Genomic DNA, 21,166 nt, shown 5'->3' on the forward strand with positions numbered 1-21,166 from the left:
AACAGATTGTCGCCTGACGCAAACTGCAAAATACAGCCGTGCGCAACCATGGCGATCAGTGCGGAGTATGCCCGGCGGAGATGGGTTTGGTGTTGGCGTTGCTTCAATAACCGTAGCCGCGCGCCATCGCCGCCGCGAAGATCGGGATCAGCAGGAAGATGAAGGCTTCGGCGCGCACATAGGTCTTCACCGAGGCGAGTTCCGCCACCGGCACCTGAAAGCCGGGATTTGCACTGGCTTGCCGCTTCCAGGAGATGAAGCGGATGGTCGGGATGATCGACAGCAGGCCAACGATGCCGAATGCCGCCATCTTGGCCCAGAACACCCAGTTGTAGACGTAGAATTCCCAGCCCTTCAGGCCGTAGATGACGCGGCAGATGCCGATGATGATGATCAGCATGGCGATGATGCCATAATGGCGGTCGATGCCGGCAAGCCGCTTGAGCGTGGCGGCGGAGAGGTCGCCGCGGATCAGGACAAATTCGGCGCCGATGATGCCGGCCAGCGACAACACCAGCAGATGATGGAAAATGGCAAGCACGAGATCGGTGGTGTCCATGGCGTTCTCCTCCCATTGGCAGTATCGAGACCGGCCCTTGCCGGACCGGTTGCGAAAGGTAGCATCGTTCGGCAGAATTCCCAGAGGCGGACCTGGGTTGGACCATCGGCGTCGCCATCCTGACAGCTGGGGTTTTCTGAAATGACCGGACTGAAGCGCGCCCTGAACCCGATGCCGGACGACATCCGCATCGCCCTGACCGAAAAAGGACTGACAGCGGCCTACGAGGCGCGGCCGGACTACCAGAAGAACGACTATCTCGGCTGGGTCGCCCGCGCCAAACGCAGCGACACCAGGCAGAAGCGGCTCGACCAGATGCTGGACGAATTGCGGCGCGGTGGGCTCTACATGAAGATGGTCTGGCACGGCTGAAAGTAAGCCGACGCTGTTCGCTTCGACCGCCTGGTCGCGCCAGGCCGTTCGGAAGCTTCCCTGGCTGAATGATGATCCGGCTTGGCCCTTGTCCGGGCGCGCTGGTTTGCTAAGCGCTGACCGTCAACGGAGGCAGAGTTTCATGGGCAGTCCAAAAACAGCCGGCGTCCCGGTTCTCGAAACGGAACGGACCATCATGCGGGCGCACCGGATCGAAGATTTCGACGACTATGCCGTCATGTGGGCCGACCCCGTCACCACCCGTTTCATCGGCGGCAAGCCGCGGACGCGGGAGGAAAGCTGGATGCGGTTCCTGCGGCATGCCGGCCTGTGGTCGCTGCTCGGCTACGGCTTCTGGGCGGTCGAGGACAAGGCCAGCGGTCGCTTCATCGGCGAGGCCGGATTCCACGATCTGAAGCGGGACATCGAGCCGTCGCTCGAGGGCATTCCGGAAGCCGGCTGGGCGCTGGCGCCGCAAGCGCATGGCAAGGGTCTTGCCAGCGAAGTCGTCAGAAGGGCCCTGGCCTGGGGCGACGACACCTTTGCCGGCGCGAGAACCGTCTGCATCATCGATCCGGAAAACACCGGTTCGTTGAACGTTGCGGCAAAGTGCGGCTACACCAAGGTCCTGGAAACCACCTATCACGACGGGCTGACGATCCTGCTCGAACGGCGGGTGTGAAGCGCTTCATCGACGCAATTTCCACGTTCTGCCAGGGTTGGCTATTCTAATCTAGCTACGCAATTCCTGTGGGAAAACCGCTCACACTTTTCCTGGAATTGCTCTTTGGGGGAGCCGACCATGCGTGCGATCAATGCGATATTTCTGAAGCTTTTCTGGGCGGGGCTGCTGCTGCTGGCGGCCGTGCAACTGGCGGGCGCCGATGCGACGGTGCCGACCGCCGACATCGAGGGCGGTGCCGACAATCATCTGGCCAAGCGCTACGAGGGGTCGTTCATCGTCTCCTACGAAAAATTCGCCTATACCGATTTTACAGTGCCGCTGTCGCCGCTGAAGCCGAGCGCCGATCCGGAGGCCCGTGACACGATGAACAACCGTGTGTTCGCGCCGGACAAGAAGGCTGAGGTCGAAGGCGCGCTGACCCGCATCGCCTATGTGCTGCCGGCCGAGCGCTCCCCGCTCGAAGTGCTGCGCAACTACCAGGATGTGATCGCGGCCGCCGGCGGCGAAGTCCTGTTCGAATGCAAGAAGGAAGAGTGCGGCGGCGCCGCCGACCGGTCGTCGAGCGGTGGCGGCGGCGACATGAGCCTGATGATGTATTTCTTCCATGAAAGCGACGTCAAGGACGCGGCCTTTTCCAATGGCGCCTGTGCGGTAACCACCGGTATCAACGACCAGCGCTTCTTCGCCGCCAAGCTGCCGCAGGACGGCGGCGACGCCTATGTCACGGTTCAGGCCTATTCGCTGATCGACGACCTCTACTGCAAGGAACTCAACGGCCGCACCATTGCCGTCGTTCAGGTGCTGGAGCCCAAGGCGCGCGACAAGAAGATGGTGGTGGTCGAAGCGGCCAAGATGGCGGATTCGCTGTCGGCCACCGGCTCCATCTCGCTCTACGGCATCTTCTTCGACACCGACAAGGCCGACATCAAGCCGGAATCGGAACCGACGCTGAAGGAGATCTCGACGCTTCTGACCAACGAGCCCGGCATGGCGGTGATCGTCGTCGGTCATACCGACAACCAGGGCGCGTTCGACTACAATATCGATCTGTCGTCGCGGCGGGCGCAGTCGGTGAAGGCGGCGCTGGTCTCGAAATACGGCATCGATGGCGGCCGGCTGACCGCCGCCGGCGCCTGCATGATGGCGCCCGTCGCCAGCAATGACGACGAAGCCGGCCGCGCCAAGAACCGCCGCGTGGTGCTGGTCAAGGCGAACTGAGGCCGATCACGGTTTCAGCGCCGGCTAGGCGCGCTGCCTGCTCCAGCATCGAGGCATCCTCGCCGAAGGCGCGGGTGGCGCGAGCGGCGGCCTCCAGCAGGTCCGGTGTCATGCGGCGCAGGAACGCCGTATCGACGCGTGTCGACGGGCCGGCGAGCGTCAAGGCGCCGAGCAGAACGCGGCCCGGTCCGAACACCGGCACCGAGACGCCCGCCGTCTCAGGGTCGCGGTCGCCGATCGACAGATAGTGGCAGGCCTTGCGGATGGTCTCGTATGGTTCGCCCGGCTGGCCTGAAAACGCTGCCAGCACGCGGCCGCCCGAGCCGGTGAGCAACGGCAGCAGGTCGCCTTCCCGGATCGTGTAGCGGATAGGATGCTTGGATTCGACGCGGTAGAGACAGGTGCGGGCGTCGCCCGAGCGGACATAGAACGCCACGCTTTCCCAGCTGCGCTCGGCGAGATCGCGCATGATCGGCAGCAGGATGTCGACCGCCACCACGGAGCGCTGGTAGAGCGCGCCGAGCCGGAAGGTGGCGGGTCCGATGCGGTAGCGGCCATCGTCGAGCCGCTCCAGCAACTGCCCGCGCAGCAATGAGTTCGCCAGCCTCAAAATGGTGCTTTTGTAGAGCCCGGTGCGCGCCGCGATCTCGGCCAGGCTGAGCGAGCGGTCGGCGGTCGCGAACGCGTCGAGAATGGCGATCGCGCGGTCGAGCGCGGCAACGCCATCGGCCGGCAACGGCTGGGATCGCGCTTCGGTCATCTCACGAACAGTTTCATTCCAGTTTACCTGCTCGGACAAAGGCCGGCCGAAGTGATTGTGCCGCACATCCATGGTTCTGTCTAGTAGAACAGCGTTCCTGTTGACAGAACGTACCGAAATCGGCATGAATTTTTGCCGAGCGGGTCTGTTTTCAGGCTACGTTTCTGGCAGGCACCGGAGGAGGTGTCGTGATTTGGAGGAATCCCATGCTGAACAGACGCAGATTTTTGATGAGCACCGCGGCCGCAGGCGCTGCCGGATTCGTCGCAACGCATTTGACGCCCGCTTTCGCTCAGGATGCACCGCAGATCCAGATCTTCGTGCCGGCCGCGCCCGGCGGCGGCTGGGACCAGACGGGGCGCACCATCGACCAGGTGCTGCGCAGTGAAAAACTGATCTCCGGCTCGCAGATCACCAATGTCGGCGGCGCCGGCGGCACTGTCGGCCTGCCGCAGTTCATCAGCCAGTGGAAGGGCAAGGGCAATTCGCTGATGGTGGCCGGCATGGTCATGGTCGGCGCCATCATCGCCAACAAATCGGCCAACAACCTTTCCGAAGTGACGCCCATCGCCCGCCTCACCGGCGAGTTCGAGGCGCTGGTGGTGCCGGCGGATTCGCCGTTCAAGACGGCCGGCGATTTCGTCGCCGCGCTCAAAGCGGATCCGACCAAGGTTCCCGTGGCCGGCGGCTCGGCCGGCGGCTCCGACCACATCCTGTTCGGGCTGATCGCCAAGACGGTCGGCGTTCCGGCAACCAACCTCTCCTATGTGCCTTTCGCCGGCGGCGGCGAGGCGCTGTCGGCGCTGCTCGGCAACCAGGTGGCGGCCGGCATTTCTGGCTTCGGCGAGTTCTCCGAGCAGGTCAAGGCGGGCGCGCTTCGGCTGTTGGCGATCTCCGCCGACAAGCGCCAGGACGGCATCGACGCACCGACGATGAAGGAAGCCGGCATTGACGTCGAACTGTTCAACTGGCGCGGCGTCTTCGCACCGCCAGGCGTCTCCGACGCCGATGAGGCGGCGATGGTCACGATGATCGAGACCATGGCCAAGAGCGATGCCTGGGCAGCCGAATGCAAGAACCGCAACTGGACGCCCATCCTGCTCACCGGCGACGACTATGCGAAATTCCTCGTCGACGACACCGCCCGCATCACCGCGATCCTCAAGGATCTCGGCCTCGCCTGATGTCTTCAGGGGCGGCCACGGCCGCCCCTTCCGACATTCGCCTGCGGCATGGACATATCATGCGCTGGGAGTGAAACTGCGGATGCGGCCGGCGGGAGGATGCCGGCCATCTCGGGAGGACATCGATGAGCACCAGCGACCAGCAGCCGGCGCCCCCGCGCCTTGCCATGCCCGAATTGTTGATCGGCATCGGGCTTCTCGCCTGTGCTGCGGCCGTGGCGTGGCAGACCCTGGCGATCCCGGTTTCGCCGCTCTATTCCAAGGTCGGGCCGACCGTCTTTCCCTACATCACCATGACCGGCATGATCGTGCTTTCGCTGCTGCTCATCGTCGCCGCGCTGCGCGGCGGCTGGCAGCCGCAGGAGGAAAAGGAAACGCCGACCGACTGGAAGGCCATGGGCATCGTCGTTGCCGGCCTGGTCGCCAATCTGGTGCTGATCCAGCCGCTCGGCTTCACCGCCGCCTCGGTCATCATGTTCGTGCTCGTCTGTTATGGCTTCGGCAGCAAGCACACGCTGCGCGATGCGCTGACCGGCCTGATCCTGGCGCTTGCCGCCTATTTCGGCTTTGCCAGGGCGCTCGGCGTCAACATTGGCGCCGGCTTCATCGAAAACCAGCTGAACACGGTGATCGACGCGATCATCGCCACTGCGAGGGGCTGACGCCATGGAGACGCTCGGCCATCTCGCCCACGGATTTTCCGTCGCTTTCTCGCCGATGAACCTGCTGTGGTGCCTGGTCGGCACCACGCTCGGCACGGCCATCGGCGTGCTGCCCGGCCTCGGGCCGGCGCTGACCATCGCGCTGCTGCTGCCGATCACCTACCAGGTGGCGCCGGAGGCGTCCTTCATCCTGTTTGCCGGCATCTATTACGGCGCCATGTATGGCGGCTCGACGACCTCGATCCTGCTCAACACGCCGGGCGAAAGCGCCACCATCGTCACCGCGCTGGAAGGCAACAGGATGGCCCGCTCGGGTCGCGGCGGCGCGGCACTGGCGACCTCGGCGATCGGCTCCTTCGTCGCCGGCACCATCGGCACGATGGGCGTCGCCTTCCTGGCGCCGGTGGTGGTGAAGTTCGCGCTGGCCTTCGGGCCGGCTGAATATTTCTCGCTGATGGTGCTCGCCTTCATCACGGTTTCGGCGGTGCTCGGCTCGTCCTCCGTGCGCGGCCTCACCAGCCTGTTCATCGGCTTCGTCATCGGCATGATCGGCGTCGACCTGCAGACGGGACAGCCGCGCTTCACCTTCGGCATGAACGAACTGCTCGATGGCGTCGATGTCATCATTGCCGCGGTCGGCCTGTTTGCCGTCGGCGAGACGCTCTACATGGCCTCGCGCCGCTATGCCGGCAAGGACGAGATCGTGCCGCTCAAGGGATCGCTCTACATGACAGCGGCCGAATGGGGACGATCGTGGAAGCCATGGCTGCGCGGCGCTTTTATCGGCTTCCCGATCGGCGCCATGCCTGCCGGCGGCGCCGAGATCCCGACCTTCCTGTCCTATGCCATCGAAAAGAAGCTGTCGAAGCACAAGGAGGAGTTCGGCACGGTCGGCGCCATCGAGGGCGTTGCCGGACCGGAAGCCGCCAACAATGCGTCTGCCGCCGGCGTGCTGGTGCCGATGCTCACCCTTGGCCTGCCGACCTCGGCGACCGCCGCAATCATGCTGTCGGCCTTCCAGAGCTACGGCATCAATCCGGGACCGCTGCTGTTGACGACGCAGGGCGATCTGGTCTGGGGCCTGATCGCCAGCCTGTTCATCGCCAACGTCATCCTGGTCGTCCTCAACCTTCCGCTGATCGGGCTGTGGGTACGGCTGTTGAAAATCCCGGCGCCGCAGCTCTATGCCGGCATCCTGGTGTTCGCCACCGTCGGCACCTACGGCATCTCGCAATCGCCGATCGACCTCGTCATCCTCTATCTCCTGGGGGCCGCCGGCTTCCTGATGCGGCGCTTCGATTTCCCGACAGCGCCGGTCATCATCGGCATGATCCTGGGGCCGCTCGCCGAAACGCAGTTCCGCCGGGCGATGACGATCTCGAACGGCGACTGGTCGGTGTTCTACACCCACAAGCTGTCGCTGGTGCTGCTGATCCTCGCCTTCATCGGCCTAGCCGGGCCGCATATCTGGGCCTTCATCGAGCACCGGCGCCGTCGCGGACCGGAGCATGTGCCGGGCGATGCCTGAGCAACCTGGAGCATCATGACCGATCTGCTTGCCGGCATCCGCATCCTCGATCTGACCAATGTGCTGGCGGGCCCTTATTGTGCCTATCAGCTGGCGCTGCTCGGCGCCGATGTCATCAAGGTCGAGACGCCGCAAGGCGGCGATCTGGCGCGCCAGCTCGGCGCCTCGCCGGCGCTCAACAAAGCCGGCATGGGCGCGTCGTTCCTGGCGCAGAATGCCGGCAAGCGATCGGTGGTGCTGGATCTCAAAAGCGAAGCCGACCGCGAACGCTTCCTCGATCTCGTCGCCTCGGCCGACGCGCTGGTCGAGAATTTTCGACCGGGCGTGATGGGGCGGCTGGGTCTCGGCTATGAGGTGCTGAAAGCGGTCCGCCCCGGTCTCGTCTATTGCGCCATATCCGGTTTCGGCCAGAGCGGGCCGATGCGCGACAATCCGGCCTACGACCAGATCATCCAGGGGCTGTCCGGTATCATGAGCATCACCGGCACGCCGGAGACAGCACCCTTGCGGGTCGGCTATCCCGTCGCCGACACGCTGGGCGGGCTGGTCGGGGCCTTCGCAATCGCCGCGGCGCTGGTCAAGCAGAAGACCTCGGGCGAGGGCGCGTTTCTCGATGTCTCGATGCTCGAATGCACGCTGTCGGCGCTGGGCTGGCCGGTGTCCAACTATCTGACCGCCGGCGTCGAGCCGCAGCCGATGGGCAATGAGAACATGACGGCTGCGCCCTCCGGCGCGTTTCGCACCGGCGACGGCCTGCTCAACATCGCCGCCAACAAGCAGGAGCAGTTCGTCATGCTTTGCCGGCTGATCGGCCAGCCGGAACTGGCCGACGATCCGCGCTTTGCCGAGCGCGAGACGCGCAAGCAGAACCGCGCTGTGCTGAAGGTGCTGATCGAGACGGCCTTGGCGAGCGCCTCGGCCGCAGCCTGGGAGGAAAAATTCAACCGCGCCGGCGTGCCGGCGGGCCGGGTGCTGACGATCCCCCAAGTGCTTGGCGAGCGTCAGGTCGTCGAGCGCGACATGACCACGCGTTTCCAGGGTCTGCCCGGCATGGCGCAGCCGCTGACCGTGGTGCGCGGCGGCTTCATGGTCGATGGCGCGGCACCCTTGCCGGTCCTGCCGCCACCGGTGCTGGGTGAGCATATGGACGAGGTTTTTTCCACCCTGCCGCCGCGCGCCAGGAGAAGCGCGTGAGCGAGAGAAAAACCGGCCGCGAACGCGGCGAGGAATGGTGGCAGACCGGCATCATCGAGATGAGCCCCGGCATCATCCGGCTGCGCGGCTATGAAATCCAGGAGCTGATCGGCCGCGTCAGCTTTCCGGCCACGATCTGGCTGATGCTGCGCGGCGAATTGCCGAGCGAGGAGCAGGCGGCGCTGCTCGGCATTGCGCTGGGGGCGGCCGTCGACCACGGGCCGCAGGCGCCGTCGATCGCCATTGCCCGCATGGCCATCACCTGCGGCGTCGGCATCAACAGCGCCATGGCGTCCGCCGTCAACGTGCTGGGTGACGTGCATGGCGGCGCCGGCGAACAGGCGCTGTCCTTCTATGGCGACATTGCCGTGGCACTTGACCAGGGTGTTGCGCTGGACCAAGCCGTAGCCGCACGGCTCGACCGTTTCTTCGCCGAGGAGAAAGGCTATGTGCCGGGATTTGGCCATCGCTTCCACCCGGTCGATCCGCGCGCGCCGCGCCTGATCGAAGTGACGCGCGATTTTGCCGCGCGCGGCGTCGTCAGCGGACGCTTCGCCGACATCGCCGAGGCCGTCGAAGCAGAGGTGGCACGGCGCAAGGGCAAGAAAATACCGCTCAACATCGACGGCGCCACCGCCGTCATCTATGGCGAGCTCGGCTTTCCGCCGCCGTTGACGCGCGGCCTGTTCGTGCTCTCGCGCTCGGTGGGCATCCTGGCGCATGCATGGGAACAGTCGCAGCAAAGCGAGCGCAACAAAGGGCCGCTGCCGCGCGAATGGCTGTGGGCCTATACGGGCACGCCGCTGCGACCATTTCCCGCTGAGGGGGATGAGGGTCCCGCTGAAGGGGACGAGGGCAAGTGAGGTTGGTCAGGCCGGGTCCGGCACTGCCGGCTGAGGCGGCGCCAGGTTGGCCATCAGCGTCGAGAGATCCGGCTCATCGATGAGCAACGCCGCGTCCTGCGGCTTGAGCCATGCCCGCTGGCGGCTCTTGGCCTCCTGCCAGTTGGCCAGTTCCTCGGACACCTCCAACAGATAGACGACGACGTCGACGCGCACGAAATTGTGCTCCAGCCGTTTCCAGTAGGAATAGCTGCCGGCCGGCGCCTTGCGGGTCTTGCCGAGCACGCCGGCTTCTTCGCGCGCCTCGATGGTGGCGGCCTTGCGCCCGCTCTTGCCTTTCATGGGCCAGCCCTTGGGCACGATGAACCGCTTCGTCGCTCGCGACGTCACCAGCATCACTTCGAAATTGCCTGAAACGTCCAGGCGAAAGGGAATGGCGGCGACTTGGCGAATGCGTTCGCCTCGCCTTGCCTTGCGTACCGCCTTTTTCTTGGTCGTCGCCATGTGCTGAAAATCCGGTCGGCGGGCGCACCGCCGCACGCCGCCTGCAAACCCCTGATATGCCCGCGAGGCAATGAGGCATTTTTAGTAAATAAGTCGACTAAGTAAATCGCAAGCGACCGATATCAACGGCAAACACGCACAATCTGGTTGTTGACGATCTGAATCGGACAAGCTTGCCGGACGACGGGCACTTCGGGGCGCGGCTGCGGCACGATCCGACGGTCCTGCTCGCGATATTGCTGCTGCTGTTGCTGGAACTGCTGCCGCTGCAGGCTGTTGCGCAATTGCTGCAGCTGGTTCTGCTGGATCAGCCGGTTGGCGCTGGGATTGACGGACTGAGCCGCAGCAGATTGCATGATGCCGGCGAGCGTTGCCGCCGCCAGCATTGCCGACATCAGAACTGTCGATAGGCGAAGCGTCGACATCAGTTCATTCCCGTACAGATATAACCTCCTCTCTATATAGGGCGTTCGTCTCGATCTGCCATGGGCGGGTCTGCCATGGGCCGATCTGCCACGGGTTGGCGAAATCCCTGAGGATGCGGCCTGCCGCACTTGACAGAAAAGATCGATTGACCGCTCTATCGGGCGCGGATCTCGGCCTCAATCGCGGCTGACTCGAGGCACAATCGGGAGCATATTGATGAAAAGCAGGCAAGTATATTTCGCGGCGCTACTGGGCAGCATCTGTATTCTTGGCTCCGTGGCAGTCGCGGCGCAAACCAAGACCGACAAGGCGGCGCCTGCCGCCGCAGCGCCCGCCCCTGCTGCCGGCCCGACATTGCCTGGCGGCGCCTCGGCGCTGTCCGAGACACATGGCGACTGGACGGTCAATTGCCAGGTAACCGGCACGGCCAAGGTTTGCAGCCTGTCGCATCAGCAGTTCAACAAGCAGTCCAACCAGCGCCTGCTGGCCATCGAGCTGTCGAGCAAGAGCGGCGAGGATGCCACCGGAACGCTGGCGCTGCCGTTCGGCCTGGCACTCGCCAAAGGCGTCAGCCTGACCATCGACGACCAGAAGCTGGAAGGCAGCCTGCCGTTCAACACCTGCCAGGCCGTCGGCTGCCTGGTGCCGGTGGCGTTCGATGCCAGCGTCACGCCGCTGCTCAAGGCAGCCACCACGCTGAAGATCGACGCCTTCGCGGCCGACACCGGTCAAGCGGTGAGTTTCACCATCCCGCTCAACGGCTTCGGCGGCGCACTGGCACGGACGGCGGAATTGTCGGTCGACTGAGCAGCAAGCGCGCGGTCACTCAACCTCGCGTAGCCGGTACCCCACCCCGGTTTCGGTGGTGATGTAGCGCGGCTGGTCGGGCGACTTTTCGATCTTCTGCCGGAGCTGGCGGACATAGACCCTGAGATACTGCACGTCGGTCGAATCGCCCCACACCTGCTTCAGAAGGAAATGGTGGGTCAGCACCTTGCCGGCATGCTGCACCATAATACGCAATATGTCGTATTCCTTGGGGGAGAGCTTTATCTCCTTGCCTTCGACCTTGACGATGCGCTTGACCAGGTCGACGCTGAGATCGCCGGTGTGGAACACCGGCTTTTCGCCATGCTGCTGGAATTTGTGGCGCAGCGCGACGCGGATGCGGGCGACCAGCTCGTTCATGCCGAACGGCTTGGTGATGTAGTCGTCAGCGCCGAGTTCGAGCGCCGCGACGATGCCGGCTTCGTCGGTGCGGCTGGACAGGATGACCACGGGCACGTCGAGGCCGTCGTCGCGCCATTTGCGCAGGAGATCGAGGCCACCCATGCCGGGCAGGCCGAGGTCGAGCAGGATCAGATCCGGCTTTTGTGCATCGACGAGTTCGATCGCAGCGTTGGCGTTGGGCGCTTCGCTGACCGCATAACCCTGGCTGCCGAGGCCGACGCGCAGCAGTTTGCGGATCGGCGGCTCGTCGTCGACGACCAGTATGCTGACGTTGGAATTTGTCATGCCGGATCACCAGAGTTTTGCCCGTCCGCGTTCCGTTCGTCCAGGCCGGGCGATCGTGCCGGCTTCGGCATGCGGATGGTGAAGACCGCGCCTTGGCGATCGCTGCGGTTCGCCGCCATGATAGTGCCGCCCATCGCCTCGATGAAGCCCCGGCAGATCGACAGGCCGAGCCCGGTGCCGGCCTGGACCTGATCGCGCTTGCGCACCCGGTAAAAGCTGTCGAAGACGCGCTCCAGGTCGGCGGGCGGAATGCCCGGTCCCTCATCCATGATCTGCAGCACGACGGAGCCATTGTCGGCCCAGCCCTGCAGCCGGATTGTCGATCCCGGTGGCGCGTATTTCGCGGCATTGTCGAACAGATTGAACAGCACCTGCTCGAACAGCACCGGATCGAGCTTCAGCATCGGCAGGTCGGGCGGAATATCGATCTCGGTCTTGTGCCCGGCAGTGATCTTGCGTGCCCGCTGCAAGGCCGAGCCAACGACATCGCCGACATAGTGCAGGGCGAAATTCGGTTCCATGGCGCCCGATTCAATCTTGGTCATGTCGAGCAGATTGGCGATGAAGCGGTTCAGCCGTTCGGACTCGTCGAGCACGGTGGTCAGCAGCTCGGCCCGATCGTTCTCGGGCAGTGCCGGCGCAAATTCCCTGAGCGTGCCGGCCGCGCCCATGATGGCCGCCAGCGGCGTCTTCAGATCATGCGAGATCGACGTCAGCAGTGCCGAGCGCAAGCGGTCGGCCTCGGCCGCCAGCCTGGCGCGATCGACATCGGCGACCAGCTGGATGCGCTCGATGGCAACCGCCGCCTGGTCGGCCAGCGCGTCGAGCAGGCGCTGTTGCTCGGGCGTCAGCAGCGGGCCTTGCTTGTCATTGTCGAGGCCGACGACGCCGACGGCCGTGCGTGCGGTGCGCAAGGGGAGGTAGAGGCGTTTTGCCCCGGGCAGGGTATCGGCGCCACGGCCGGCAGCCCGGTTGTGTTCCCAAGCCCAGCGTGCAGCCGCGATGTCGGCCTCGGCCAGCGTGTCATCGGGGGGATAACCGGCCTTGACGGTGATCGTGCCTTCTTCCGGCAAAAGCAGCACCACGCGCAGCTTCAGCATCGAGGCGATCTGGAAGGCTGTGGCCCACAAAACGTCGTCGAGCGTGCCGGCGCCGGCGAGCTTCTTTGAAAAGAGGTAGATGTCCTCGGTGGCCCGGGCGCGTGAACGGGCGGCGGCTGCCTGACGCTGCACACGCGCCGTCAGATTGCTGGCGATGACGGCAACGACGAGGAAGACGGNAGACGGCGAAGGCAACGATGCTCTCCGGATCGCGGATCGTCATCGTGTAGCGCGGCTCGAGAAAGAAGAAGTTGAAGGCAATGGCGCTGAGGAAACAGGCGTACAGCGCCGGCCACAGGCCAAAGGTCACTGCCGATGTCAGCACCGCCAGCAGCAGCACGCTGGCAAGGTTGCGAACGTCGAGGAACTGATCGAGGACGGCGCTGACGGCAAGCGCGCCGGCGACATAGACCGTCGAGAAAAGATAAGGCCAGATTTGAAATGGCGTCTGCTCGGCCGCCGCCTTGACCCTCGACGTGGCCTCGTTGTCGCGCTCCGTTCCTGAAATGACATGGACGCTGATATCGCCGGCATTGCGGATCAGATCGTAGGTGAGCGAACCCTCGATCAGTTCGCGCCAGCGCGAGCGGGTCGGCCTGCCGACGACGATATGGGTGAAGTTGTTGGCCGTGGCGTGGCGGACGATGTCCTGGGCGACGTTCTGGCCCGGAATGGTCGTCACCTCGGCGCCGAGCTGCTCGGCCAGGCGCAAGAGCGTGGCCAGCTGGTCCTTGTCTTCCTCCGACATGGCGGCCGAACGCGGCGTGTCGACATGCAGCGCCGTCCACGGTGCGCGCAGCCGGTCGGCCAGCCGGCGCGCATAGCGGACACGAGACGCTCCGCCCGGACGCGCATCGACGCAGACGAGCACCCTTTCGCCCGCCGCCCAAGGGCCGGGAATCGCGTGCGACTGCATGTGGTTGAGCAACTGCTCGTCGACGCGCTGGGCGGTGCGGCGCAGCGCCAATTCCCGAAGCGCGGTCAGATTGCCCGGCGAGAAATAGTTTTCGACTGCGCGCTGGGCAGTGTTGGGGAAATAGACCTTTCCCTCTTTCAGCCGCTTGATCAGGTCGTCGGGCGTGAGGTCGATGATCTCGATGTCGTCGGCCTGGTCGATGATGGAGTCCGGGACCGTTTCGCGCACCCTGACGCGGGTGATCTGTGCCACGACGTCATTCAGGCTCTCGACATGCTGGATATTGAGCGTGGTGTAGACGTCGATGCCGCGCGCAAGGATTTCCTGGACGTCGAGATAGCGCTTGGGGTGGCGGCTGCCGGGTGCGTTGGTGTGGGCGAGTTCGTCGACGAGCACCAGCGCCGGCCGGCGGGCGAGGATGGCGTCGATGTCCATCTCATTCAGCACGCGGTCCTTGTAGTCGACCTTCTGGCGCGGGATGACCTCGTAGCCTTCGACCAGCGCCAGGGTTTCCTTGCGGCCGTGGGTTTCGACGATGCCGATGACCACGTCGATGCCGTCGGCAAGCATGGCGCGGCCGGCCATCAGCATTTCGTAGGTCTTGCCGACACCGGGTGCAGCACCCAGAAATATCCGCAGGCGGCCGCGCTCTTCCCGTTCCGCATGCTCGAGCAGCGCGTCCGGAGAGGGTCTGGTATAGTTGCTTCTGGCGTCCGGCATCAGGCTCGATCATGAACGGCGCCGAGGATCGTGTCGATCCCTGGCCCCTGGCTTCAGAGATTGTCTCTCACTGCTTGGTATCGTCCAGTGCCAGGTTGAGCGCCAGCACATTGACGACCGGCTCGCCGAGGAAGCCGAGTTCGCGGCCTTCGACATGGCTGTCGACAAGCGCCTTGACCTTGGCTTCGTCGAAGCCCCTGGCCTTGGCCACCCGAGCGACCTGGAAATAGGCGGCGTTCGGGCTGATGGCGGGGTCGAGGCCGCTGCCGGACGTCGTCACCAGATCCATCGGCACCGGCTGGTTCGGGTTCTCCGCCTTCAGCTTTGCAACATCGCCCTTGATGCGGTCGATCAGCTTGGGGTTGGTTGGACCGAGATTGGAGCCGCTGGACGCTGCGGCGTTGTATCCGTCGCCGGCAGCCGAGGGGCGGCCGTGGAAATATGTGTCGCCGGCAAAGCCCTGGCCGATCAGCTCGGAGCCGATCACCGTGCCATTCTTCTCGATCAGGCTGCCATTGGCCTGGTGCGGAAACAGCGCCTGGGCGATGCCGGTCATGCCCAGGGGATAGATCAGGCCGGTCAAAACGGTGAAAAAGACGATCATGATAACAGCGGGTCTTATCTGAGTGAGCATGGACGTATTTCCTTAAGCGAGGCCGAGGCCGGTGACGATCATGTCGATCGCCTTAATGCCGGCGAAGGGAACGATGATGCCGCCGAGGCCGTAGACCAGGAGGTTGCGGCTGAGCAGCGCGCCGGCGCCGATGGCGCGGTATTTGACGCCTTTCAGCGACAGCGGGATCAGAGCGATGATGATCAGCGCGTTGAAGATGATGGCCGACAGGATGGCGCTCTGTGGCGTCGCCAGATGCATGATGTTGAGCGCTTGCAGGGGGCCGATGGTATGTCCCGGCGCAGCGTAGAAGACGGCAAACATGGCCGGGATGATGGCGAAGTATTTGGCGACGTCGTTGGCGATCGAGAAGGTCGTCAGCGAGCCGCGCGTCATCAGCAGCGCCTTGCCGATCTCGACGATCTCGATCAGCTTGGTCGGGTCACTATCGAGGTCGATCATGTTGCCGGCCTCGCGGGCGGCAACCGTGCCGGTGTTCATGGCGACGCCGACATCGGCCTGCGCCAAGGCCGGCGCGTCGTTGGTGCCGTCACCGCACATGGCGACCAGCTTGCCCTTGGCCTGTTCGTCGCGGATCAGCTTCAGCTTGTCCTCGGGCGTGGCCTGGGCGAGGAAATCGTCGACGCCGGCTTCGGCTGCGATCGCCGCCGCAGTCATCGGATTGTCGCCGGTGATCATCACGGTGCGGATGCCCATTTTGCGCAGTTCGGCGAAGCGCTCGCCGATACCACCCTTGACGATGTCCTTGAGGTGGACGACGCCGAGCAGGCGGCCGTCACGCTCGACGGCCAGCGGCGTGCCGCCCGACTTGGCGATCTCGTCGGCGATCGCCTGGATATCCTTGACGGTGTCGCTGCCGGGGCGCGTGCCGTGAGTGGCCGATGTCGACTGGCTGACATAGGCGAGAACCGAATCGACGGCGCCCTTGCGCACCGACGAGCCATCGATGTCGACGCCGCTCATCCGGGTCTGCGCGGTGAAGGGCACGAAGCTGGCATGCAAGGTTGCCATGTCACGGGCGCGGATGGCGTATTTCTCCTTGGCCAGCACGACGATCGAGCGTCCCTCAGGCGTCTCGTCGGCGAGCGAGGCGAGCTGCGCGGCATCGGCCAGTTCCTGTTCGGTGACGCCCTTGACCGGGCGGAATTCGGTGGCCTGGCGGTTGCCGAGCGTGATGGTGCCGGTCTTGTCGAGCAAAAGCGTATCGACGTCGCCCGCCGCTTCGACGGCACGGCCGGACATGGCCAGCACGTTGAAGCGCACCAGGCGGTCCATGCCGGCAATGCCGATTGCCGACAGCAGGGCGCCGATGGTGGTCGGGATCAAGGTGACGAACAGCGCGACCAGCACCGTCACCGGGATATAGCCGCCGGAATAGGAGGCAAAGCTCGGGATCGTGGCGGTGGCCAGCACGAAGATCAGCGTCATGCCGACGAGCAGGATGTTGAGCGCGATCTCGTTGGGCGTCTTCTGGCGCGAGGCACCCTCGACCAGCGAGATCATGCGGTCGAGGAAGGTGTGGCCGGAGGCGGCTGATATGCGCACGCGAATCCAGTCGGACAGAACCTGCGTGCCGCCGGTGACCGCGGAACGGTCGCCGCCGGATTCGCGAATGACGGGTGCGGACTCGCCGGTGATTGCCGCCTCGTTGACCGAGGCCACGCCTTCGACCACTTCACCGTCGGACGGGATGATGTCGCCGGCTTCGACCAGCACGATGTCGCCAACCTTCAGGCTGGTGCCGGGCACCAGCTTGAACCTGGAGCGGTCTTCGCCGGCAAGCAGCTTGGCCTGGGTTTCGGTGCGCGCCTTGCGCAGCGAATCGGCATGCGCCTTGCCGCGGCCTTCGGCGACGGCCTCGGCGAAGTTGGCGAACAGCACGGTGAACCACAGCCAGATGATGATCTGCAGCGTAAAGCCGAAATCGCCGCCGCCGGTGACGAGATCCTTGACGAACAGGACCGTGGTGAGAAGCGACACGATGGCGACGACGAACATCACCGGGTTCCTGACCAGCGTGCGGGGGTCGAGTTTCCTGAAGGCGCCGCCGATGGCCGGCCACAGGATGCGGGCATCCATGATGCTCGCGGATTTGGACTGGCTCATTTGGTGGCTCCAGTATCTGAACTGTTGGCCGGCACCGACCGATCGGATGCCGAAAAGAGGGGCGGCGGGCCATAGGCCAGCAGCCAGATCACGATCATGACTGCCGCGAGGCCGAGGAAGGTAGATACGCTGGGGAAGGGAGTGGGCGTTTCCTCCCCCTCACTGCCGGCTCGTGGGCCGGCTCGCGGCCGGGCCTTCATGCGTTTTGGGTAGAACCAGGACATGACAAGCCTCAGAATGTCTGGCCGTTGATGGCAGCCAGGTGCTCGACGATCGGTCCGATCGCCAGTGCCGGGAAGAAGGTCAGGCCGACGACGATCAGGATGACGCCGACGAGCAGGCCGACGAACAGCGGGCCGTCGGTCGGGAAGGTGCCGGCGGAAGCCGGAACCGTCTTCTTCGTCGCTAGCGAGCCGGCAATGGCAAGCGCTGGAATGATGACGAAAAAGCGACCCACCCACATGGAGATGCCGAGCGTGATGTTGTACCAGGGCGTGTTGCCGGAAAGGCCGCCAAAGGCCGAGCCGTTGTTGGCCGCCGCCGAAGTGTAGGCATAAAGAACCTCGGAGAAGCCATGCGGACCGCCATTGGCCATCGAGGCGACGGCGCTTGGCAGCACGACCGCTATTGCCGTGAAGACCAGCATGACCAACGGCAGAGCGAGGATGGCGAGCATTGCCATCTTGACCTCCTTGGCCTCGATCTTCTTGCCGAGATATTCGGGCGTGCGGCCAACCATCAGGCCGGCGACGAACACGGTGATGACGATGAACATGACGATGCCGTAGAAGCCGGCGCCGACGCCGCCGACGATGACTTCGCCGAGCTGCATGTTGAGCATCGGGACCAGGCCGCCAAGTGCTGTGAACGAGTCATGCATGGCGTTCACCGCACCGCAGCTCGCAGCCGTGGTGATGACGGCGAATAGTGCCGAAGCGGCAATGCCGAAGCGGCTCTCCTTGCCTTCCATGTTGGCGCCGTCGACGCCTAGCGCATGGACCAGCGGATTGCCCGCGGCTTCCGCCCAGTAGCAGATAACGACGCCAGCGATGAACAGCACACCCATCGTGGCCAGGATCGCCCAGCCCTGGCGCTGGTTGCCGACCATGCGGCCGAAGACGTTGGTGAGTGCAGCACCCAGCGCGAAGATCGTCACCATCTGGATCATGTTGGAGATGGCGTCGGGGTTTTCGAAAGGATGCGCGGCATTGGCGTTGAAGAAGCCGCCGCCATTGGTGCCGAGCATCTTGATGGCAACCTGCGAGGCGACGGGCCCAAGGGCGAGCGTCTGCTTGGCGCCTTCGAGCGTGGTGGCATCGACATACGGCCCCAGCGTCTGCGGCATGCCGAGCCAGACATAGACAAGGGTGAGCACGATGCTGAGCGGCAGCAGGATGTAGAGCGTGCAGCGGGTCATATCGACCCAGAAATTGCCGATCGATTTGGCCGAGGCGCGGGCGAAGCCGCGGATCAGCGCCACCGCAATGGAAATGCCGACGGCGGCGGACATGAAGTTCTGCACGGTGAGGCCGGCCATCTGCACGAGGTAGGACAACGTGCTTTCGCCGCCGTAATTCTGCCAGTTGGTGTTGGTGACGAAGCTGACGGCAGTGTTGAAGGCGAGATTGGGTTCGACCGATGCCATCCCGGCCGGATTGTAAGGCAGGACGCCCTGCAGGCGTTGCAGAAAGTACAGCACCAGGAAGCTGGCAAGGCTGAAGAAGATGATGCCGGCCGCATAGGCGGTCCAGTGCTGCTCCTCGCGTTCGCTGGTGCCCGAGATGCGGTAGAGGCCGCGCTCAACGGGCCCGAGTATTGGCGACAGCAATGTGCGGTCGCCGTTGAAGACGCGGTACATGTAGCCGCCGAGCGGCTTCACCAGCAAGACGACGATCCCGCAATAAACCAGGATCTGTATCCATCCGTTGAGTGTCATGGCTTTCCGTGCCTTGCTTCAGAAGCGTTCTGGGCGAACGAGGGCGTATGTCAGGTAGACGAGCAGGAACAAGGTCACGCCGCCACCGAGGGTGTAATCGACAAGCATGGTGCGATCCTTCCGCTTAAAGAGCGTCGCAAGCTTTGATGTAGGCGAGGGAAAGGCCGAAGAACAAAACCTCGATCCCGATGACGACGATGTCCATGTGTGTTGGTCCTTGCTTCTGCTTGTATTTGGCGCCTGCGACTGGCGAGCCAGAAATTCCATGAGAACGACCCGCTGTAGCTTCGATGGCTACGGCGCCCGGAGCGTTTTGCTCGAAGTGGAATATGGACCCGATCGCCATAAAGGTTCGAGACAGGCCGCGGAGGAAAGATATAAAATTCCTATAAAGATTTCGGGGAGATGGCTCCGTTTCGGGCCGCCAGAAACCGACGCCATGATATCGCGACCCCCCTTGCGGCGGCGCCGTCTTTCGAAACAATGGGAAGGCAAGGTGAGGGAAAAACAGATGCTCGACATGGCACCATCGAAACAGGCGGCGACATGGCTTTCCGCGCTTGCACGGGCGCTGGAAGCTGATGACGCCGATGCGGCCGCCAACCTGTTCGTCGAGGATTGCTACTGGCGCGATCTGCTGGCTTTCACCTGGAACATCACCACGATGGAAGGCCGCGATGCGATCCGCGACATGCTGCAAGCGACGCTGGCGGAAGTGAAGCCCTCACACTGGACGCTGTCCGGCGAGGCGACCTCGGATGAAGGCACGGTCGAGGCCTGGTTCACCTTCGAGACGTCTGTCGCGCGGGGCGAAGGGATTGTACGCCTCATGGATGGCCGCTGCCGGACCTTGTTCACGGCGGTGCGTGAGCTCAAGGGGTTCGAGGAACAAAAGGGACCGGAGCGGCCGCTTGGTATCCGTCACAAGGCCGATCCGAAGCGCGAAACCTGGGCGGAGGCGCGGGCGCGCGAGACGCGCGACCTCGGCGCCACCGAGCAGCCCTATTGCCTGGTGATCGGCGGCGGGCAGGGCGGCATCATGCTCGGCGCGCGGCTGAGGCAGCTCGGTGTGCCCACCATCATCATCGAGAAAAATGCGCGCCCCGGCGATTCCTGGCGCAACCGTTATCGCTCGCTCGTGCTCCACGATCCGGTCTGGTACGACCATCTGCCCTACATTCCGTTCCCGGAGAACTGGCCGGTGTTCACGCCCAAGGACAAGATGGGCGACTGGCTGGAGATGTACACCAGGGTGATGGAGCTCAACTACTGGGTCGCCACCAAATGCGTCAGCGCCAGCTATGACGAGACCGAGAAGGTGTGGACTGTGGTGGTCGACCGTGTCGGCCGGCAGATCACGCTGAAGCCGAAGCACATTGTCTTTGCCACCGGCGCCTATGGCCCGCCACGCCAGATCACGCTGCCCGGCGCCGAGACCTTCAAGGGCGAACTCCTGCATTCCAGCCAGTATGCAAGCGGCGAGAAATTCCGCGGCAGACGTGTCGCTGTCATCGGCGCGGCAAGCTCGGGGCACGATGTCAGCGTCGACCTCTGGGAGAGCGGCGCAGACGTCACCATGATCCAGCGGTCGCCGACGACAGTGGTGAAATCCGACACTCTGATGGAAGTCGGCTTCGAGATCTTCTCGGAAAAGGCTTTGGCGCGCGGCATCAGCACCGACAAGGCCGACCTGATCGTCGCGTCCACGCCGTTCGCGCTTGTACCCAAGGGCCAGCGGGATCTTTACGAGGTGATCAAGGCACGCGACGCAGACTTCTACGACCAGCTACGCGCCGGCGGCTTTGCCATCGATTTCGGCGAGGACGAGACCGGGCTGTTGATGAAGGCCTACCGCACCGGCTCCGGCTACTACATCGATGTCGGCGCCTGCGAACTGATCATCAATGGCGAGATCAAAGTGAAGAGCGGCGTCGGCATCAGTTCATTGACGCCGACCGGCATCCTGTTCGACGACCGCAGCGAGCTGGCCGTCGATGCGATCGTCGCCTGTACCGGCTACCAGTCGATGAACGAGACCGTGGCGGCCATCGTCTCGCGCGAGGTCGCCGACAAGGTAGGGCCTTGCTGGGGCCTCGGCTCCGGCGTCAAGGGCGATCCCGGTCCTTGGCAAGGCGAGCTGCGCAACATGTGGAAGCCGACGGCGCAGGACGCGCTGTGGTTCCACGGCGGCAATCTGGCGCTGTCGCGGTTTTACTCGAAATATGTGGCGCTGCAGATCAAGGCGCGGATGGAAGGGATTGCGACGCCGGTGTTTGGGGGCGGTGAGTAATTCGGGCGCTAGCGA

Annotated in this window: 20 protein-coding genes and 1 pseudogene; 10 read left to right on the plus strand and 11 right to left on the minus strand. The window is 64.2% G+C overall.

Going from position 1 to position 21,166, the window contains the following annotated elements; translation table 11 throughout:
* Positions 1-103: 103 nt before the first annotated feature.
* Entirely contained in the window at positions 104-559 is a 456-nt protein-coding gene (locus X733_RS165450; protein ID WP_023704193.1) for a DUF2214 family protein, read from the minus strand.
* A 141-nt stretch (positions 560-700) separates the two neighbouring features.
* Between X733_RS165450 and X733_RS165445 the strand changes: the two genes are divergently transcribed.
* The 3 genes from X733_RS165445 (at position 701) to X733_RS165435 (ending at position 2,834) form a co-directional block, all read left to right on the plus strand.
* Complete coding sequence (locus X733_RS165445; protein ID WP_023683083.1) at positions 701-931, plus strand: YdeI/OmpD-associated family protein; 231 nt, start codon at positions 701-703, stop codon at positions 929-931.
* 142 nt (positions 932-1,073) lie between these two features.
* Positions 1,074-1,613, plus strand: a complete 540-nt coding sequence (locus tag X733_RS165440; protein WP_023683084.1) for a GNAT family N-acetyltransferase — start codon at positions 1,074-1,076, stop codon at positions 1,611-1,613.
* Between the two features lie 120 nt (positions 1,614-1,733).
* Positions 1,734-2,834 carry an OmpA family protein gene (locus tag X733_RS165435; protein WP_023817174.1) on the plus strand — a complete coding sequence of 367 codons (1,101 nt, stop codon included), beginning with the start codon at positions 1,734-1,736 and terminating at the stop codon, positions 2,832-2,834.
* Here X733_RS165435 and X733_RS165430 read toward each other — a convergent pair.
* Entirely contained in the window at positions 2,821-3,594 is a 774-nt protein-coding gene (locus X733_RS165430) for an IclR family transcriptional regulator (protein WP_023683085.1), read from the minus strand. The two genes, X733_RS165435 and X733_RS165430, sit on opposite strands and share 14 nt — an antisense overlap.
* Before the next feature lie 206 nt (positions 3,595-3,800).
* Here X733_RS165430 and X733_RS165425 point away from each other — a divergent pair, with 206 nt between their 5' ends.
* From X733_RS165425 to X733_RS165410, 5 genes are all read left to right on the plus strand, one after another.
* Positions 3,801-4,778 (plus strand): tripartite tricarboxylate transporter substrate-binding protein, encoded by a 978-nt coding sequence (locus X733_RS165425; protein WP_023683086.1) that lies wholly within the window; start codon positions 3,801-3,803, stop codon positions 4,776-4,778.
* A gap of 125 nt (positions 4,779-4,903) precedes the next feature.
* Complete coding sequence (locus tag X733_RS165420) at positions 4,904-5,440, plus strand: tripartite tricarboxylate transporter TctB family protein (protein ID WP_023683087.1); 537 nt, start codon at positions 4,904-4,906, stop codon at positions 5,438-5,440.
* 4 nt (positions 5,441-5,444) lie between these two features.
* A complete protein-coding gene (locus X733_RS165415) occupies positions 5,445-6,968 on the plus strand; it encodes a tripartite tricarboxylate transporter permease (RefSeq protein ID WP_023683088.1) in 1,524 nt (507 codons plus the stop codon).
* A 15-nt stretch (positions 6,969-6,983) separates the two neighbouring features.
* A complete protein-coding gene (locus X733_RS0133700) occupies positions 6,984-8,162 on the plus strand; it encodes a CoA transferase (RefSeq protein ID WP_031192914.1) in 1,179 nt (392 codons plus the stop codon).
* Positions 8,159-9,025, plus strand: coding sequence for a citryl-CoA lyase (locus X733_RS165410; protein WP_031197621.1), 867 nt, complete (start codon positions 8,159-8,161; stop codon positions 9,023-9,025). The genes X733_RS0133700 and X733_RS165410 overlap by 4 nt, the downstream gene beginning before the upstream one ends.
* 6 nt (positions 9,026-9,031) lie before the next feature.
* Here the strand turns inward: X733_RS165410 and X733_RS165405 are convergent, their stop codons facing one another.
* Positions 9,032-9,508 (minus strand): NUDIX hydrolase, encoded by a 477-nt coding sequence (locus X733_RS165405; protein ID WP_023669717.1) that lies wholly within the window; start codon positions 9,506-9,508, stop codon positions 9,032-9,034.
* Between the two features lie 122 nt (positions 9,509-9,630).
* Positions 9,631-9,903 carry a hypothetical protein gene (locus tag X733_RS165400; RefSeq protein WP_023669716.1) on the minus strand — a complete coding sequence of 91 codons (273 nt, stop codon included), beginning with the start codon at positions 9,901-9,903 and terminating at the stop codon, positions 9,631-9,633.
* 247 nt (positions 9,904-10,150) lie between these two features.
* On the opposite strand from X733_RS165400, the gene X733_RS165395 reads away from it, so the two are divergent.
* The gene (locus X733_RS165395; protein ID WP_023683091.1) at positions 10,151-10,741 is read left to right on the plus strand and encodes an invasion associated locus B family protein; all 591 of its coding nucleotides are present in this window, start codon (positions 10,151-10,153) and stop codon (positions 10,739-10,741) included.
* Positions 10,742-10,756: 15 nt separating this feature from the next.
* On the opposite strand, the gene X733_RS165390 is transcribed toward X733_RS165395, so the two are convergent.
* From X733_RS165390 to X733_RS29165, 7 genes and pseudogenes are all read right to left on the minus strand, one after another.
* Complete coding sequence (locus tag X733_RS165390; RefSeq protein ID WP_023683092.1) at positions 10,757-11,449, minus strand: response regulator transcription factor; 693 nt, start codon at positions 11,447-11,449, stop codon at positions 10,757-10,759.
* A pseudogene (locus X733_RS01000000165680) lies at positions 11,446-14,185 on the minus strand (sensor histidine kinase KdpD). Before X733_RS01000000165680 ends, X733_RS165390 begins: the two are co-directional and overlap by 4 nt.
* 67 nt (positions 14,186-14,252) lie before the next feature.
* Positions 14,253-14,819, minus strand: a complete 567-nt coding sequence (gene kdpC, locus X733_RS165385) for a potassium-transporting ATPase subunit KdpC (protein WP_023817175.1) — start codon at positions 14,817-14,819, stop codon at positions 14,253-14,255.
* Positions 14,820-14,831: 12 nt separating this feature from the next.
* Positions 14,832-16,925, minus strand: coding sequence for a potassium-transporting ATPase subunit KdpB (gene kdpB, locus X733_RS165380; RefSeq protein ID WP_023817176.1), 2,094 nt, complete (start codon positions 16,923-16,925; stop codon positions 14,832-14,834).
* Positions 16,922-17,149, minus strand: coding sequence for a hypothetical protein (locus X733_RS165375; protein ID WP_023817177.1), 228 nt, complete (start codon positions 17,147-17,149; stop codon positions 16,922-16,924). Before X733_RS165375 ends, kdpB begins: the two co-directional genes overlap by 4 nt.
* An 8-nt stretch (positions 17,150-17,157) precedes the next feature.
* Positions 17,158-18,861, minus strand: coding sequence for a potassium-transporting ATPase subunit KdpA (gene kdpA / locus X733_RS165370; protein ID WP_023817178.1), 1,704 nt, complete (start codon positions 18,859-18,861; stop codon positions 17,158-17,160).
* An 18-nt stretch (positions 18,862-18,879) separates the two neighbouring features.
* Positions 18,880-18,969 carry a K(+)-transporting ATPase subunit F gene (locus tag X733_RS29165; protein WP_023817179.1) on the minus strand — a complete coding sequence of 30 codons (90 nt, stop codon included), beginning with the start codon at positions 18,967-18,969 and terminating at the stop codon, positions 18,880-18,882.
* Positions 18,970-19,372: 403 nt separating this feature from the next.
* Between X733_RS29165 and X733_RS165360 the strand changes: the two genes are divergently transcribed.
* Positions 19,373-21,151: an NAD(P)/FAD-dependent oxidoreductase gene (locus tag X733_RS165360; protein ID WP_023817181.1), complete on the plus strand. Its 1,779-nt coding sequence runs from the start codon at positions 19,373-19,375 to the stop codon at positions 21,149-21,151.
* Positions 21,152-21,166: the final 15 nt, after the last annotated feature.

The organism is Mesorhizobium sp. L2C066B000 (assembly GCF_000502335.1).
In the GTDB taxonomy this organism is placed as follows: domain Bacteria; phylum Pseudomonadota; class Alphaproteobacteria; order Rhizobiales; family Rhizobiaceae; genus Mesorhizobium.

Excerpts from the sequence above, each read along its gene's own strand:
- kdpA (WP_023817178.1), bottom strand. The coding sequence starts at position 18,861 with ATGACACTCAACGGATGGATACAGATCCTGGTTTATTGCGGGATCGTC.
- X733_RS165440 (WP_023683084.1), top strand. The coding sequence starts at position 1,074 with ATGGGCAGTCCAAAAACAGCCGGCGTCCCGGTTCTCGAAACGGAACGG.
- X733_RS165405 (WP_023669717.1), bottom strand. The coding sequence starts at position 9,508 with ATGGCGACGACCAAGAAAAAGGCGGTACGCAAGGCAAGGCGAGGCGAA.
- X733_RS165360 (WP_023817181.1), top strand. The coding sequence starts at position 19,373 with ATGCTCGACATGGCACCATCGAAACAGGCGGCGACATGGCTTTCCGCG.
- X733_RS165375 (WP_023817177.1), bottom strand. The coding sequence starts at position 17,149 with ATGTCCTGGTTCTACCCAAAACGCATGAAGGCCCGGCCGCGAGCCGGC.
- X733_RS165430 (WP_023683085.1), bottom strand. The coding sequence starts at position 3,594 with ATGACCGAAGCGCGATCCCAGCCGTTGCCGGCCGATGGCGTTGCCGCG.
- X733_RS165450 (WP_023704193.1), bottom strand. The coding sequence starts at position 559 with ATGGACACCACCGATCTCGTGCTTGCCATTTTCCATCATCTGCTGGTG.
- kdpC (WP_023817175.1), bottom strand. The coding sequence starts at position 14,819 with ATGCTCACTCAGATAAGACCCGCTGTTATCATGATCGTCTTTTTCACC.
- X733_RS165435 (WP_023817174.1), top strand. The coding sequence starts at position 1,734 with ATGCGTGCGATCAATGCGATATTTCTGAAGCTTTTCTGGGCGGGGCTG.
- X733_RS165415 (WP_023683088.1), top strand. The coding sequence starts at position 5,445 with ATGGAGACGCTCGGCCATCTCGCCCACGGATTTTCCGTCGCTTTCTCG.
- X733_RS29165 (WP_023817179.1), bottom strand. The coding sequence starts at position 18,969 with ATGCTTGTCGATTACACCCTCGGTGGCGGCGTGACCTTGTTCCTGCTC.
- X733_RS165420 (WP_023683087.1), top strand. The coding sequence starts at position 4,904 with ATGAGCACCAGCGACCAGCAGCCGGCGCCCCCGCGCCTTGCCATGCCC.
- X733_RS165445 (WP_023683083.1), top strand. The coding sequence starts at position 701 with ATGACCGGACTGAAGCGCGCCCTGAACCCGATGCCGGACGACATCCGC.
- X733_RS165395 (WP_023683091.1), top strand. The coding sequence starts at position 10,151 with ATGAAAAGCAGGCAAGTATATTTCGCGGCGCTACTGGGCAGCATCTGT.
- kdpB (WP_023817176.1), bottom strand. The coding sequence starts at position 16,925 with ATGAGCCAGTCCAAATCCGCGAGCATCATGGATGCCCGCATCCTGTGG.
- X733_RS165390 (WP_023683092.1), bottom strand. The coding sequence starts at position 11,449 with ATGACAAATTCCAACGTCAGCATACTGGTCGTCGACGACGAGCCGCCG.
- X733_RS165400 (WP_023669716.1), bottom strand. The coding sequence starts at position 9,903 with ATGTCGGCAATGCTGGCGGCGGCAACGCTCGCCGGCATCATGCAATCT.
- X733_RS0133700 (WP_031192914.1), top strand. The coding sequence starts at position 6,984 with ATGACCGATCTGCTTGCCGGCATCCGCATCCTCGATCTGACCAATGTG.
- X733_RS165425 (WP_023683086.1), top strand. The coding sequence starts at position 3,801 with ATGCTGAACAGACGCAGATTTTTGATGAGCACCGCGGCCGCAGGCGCT.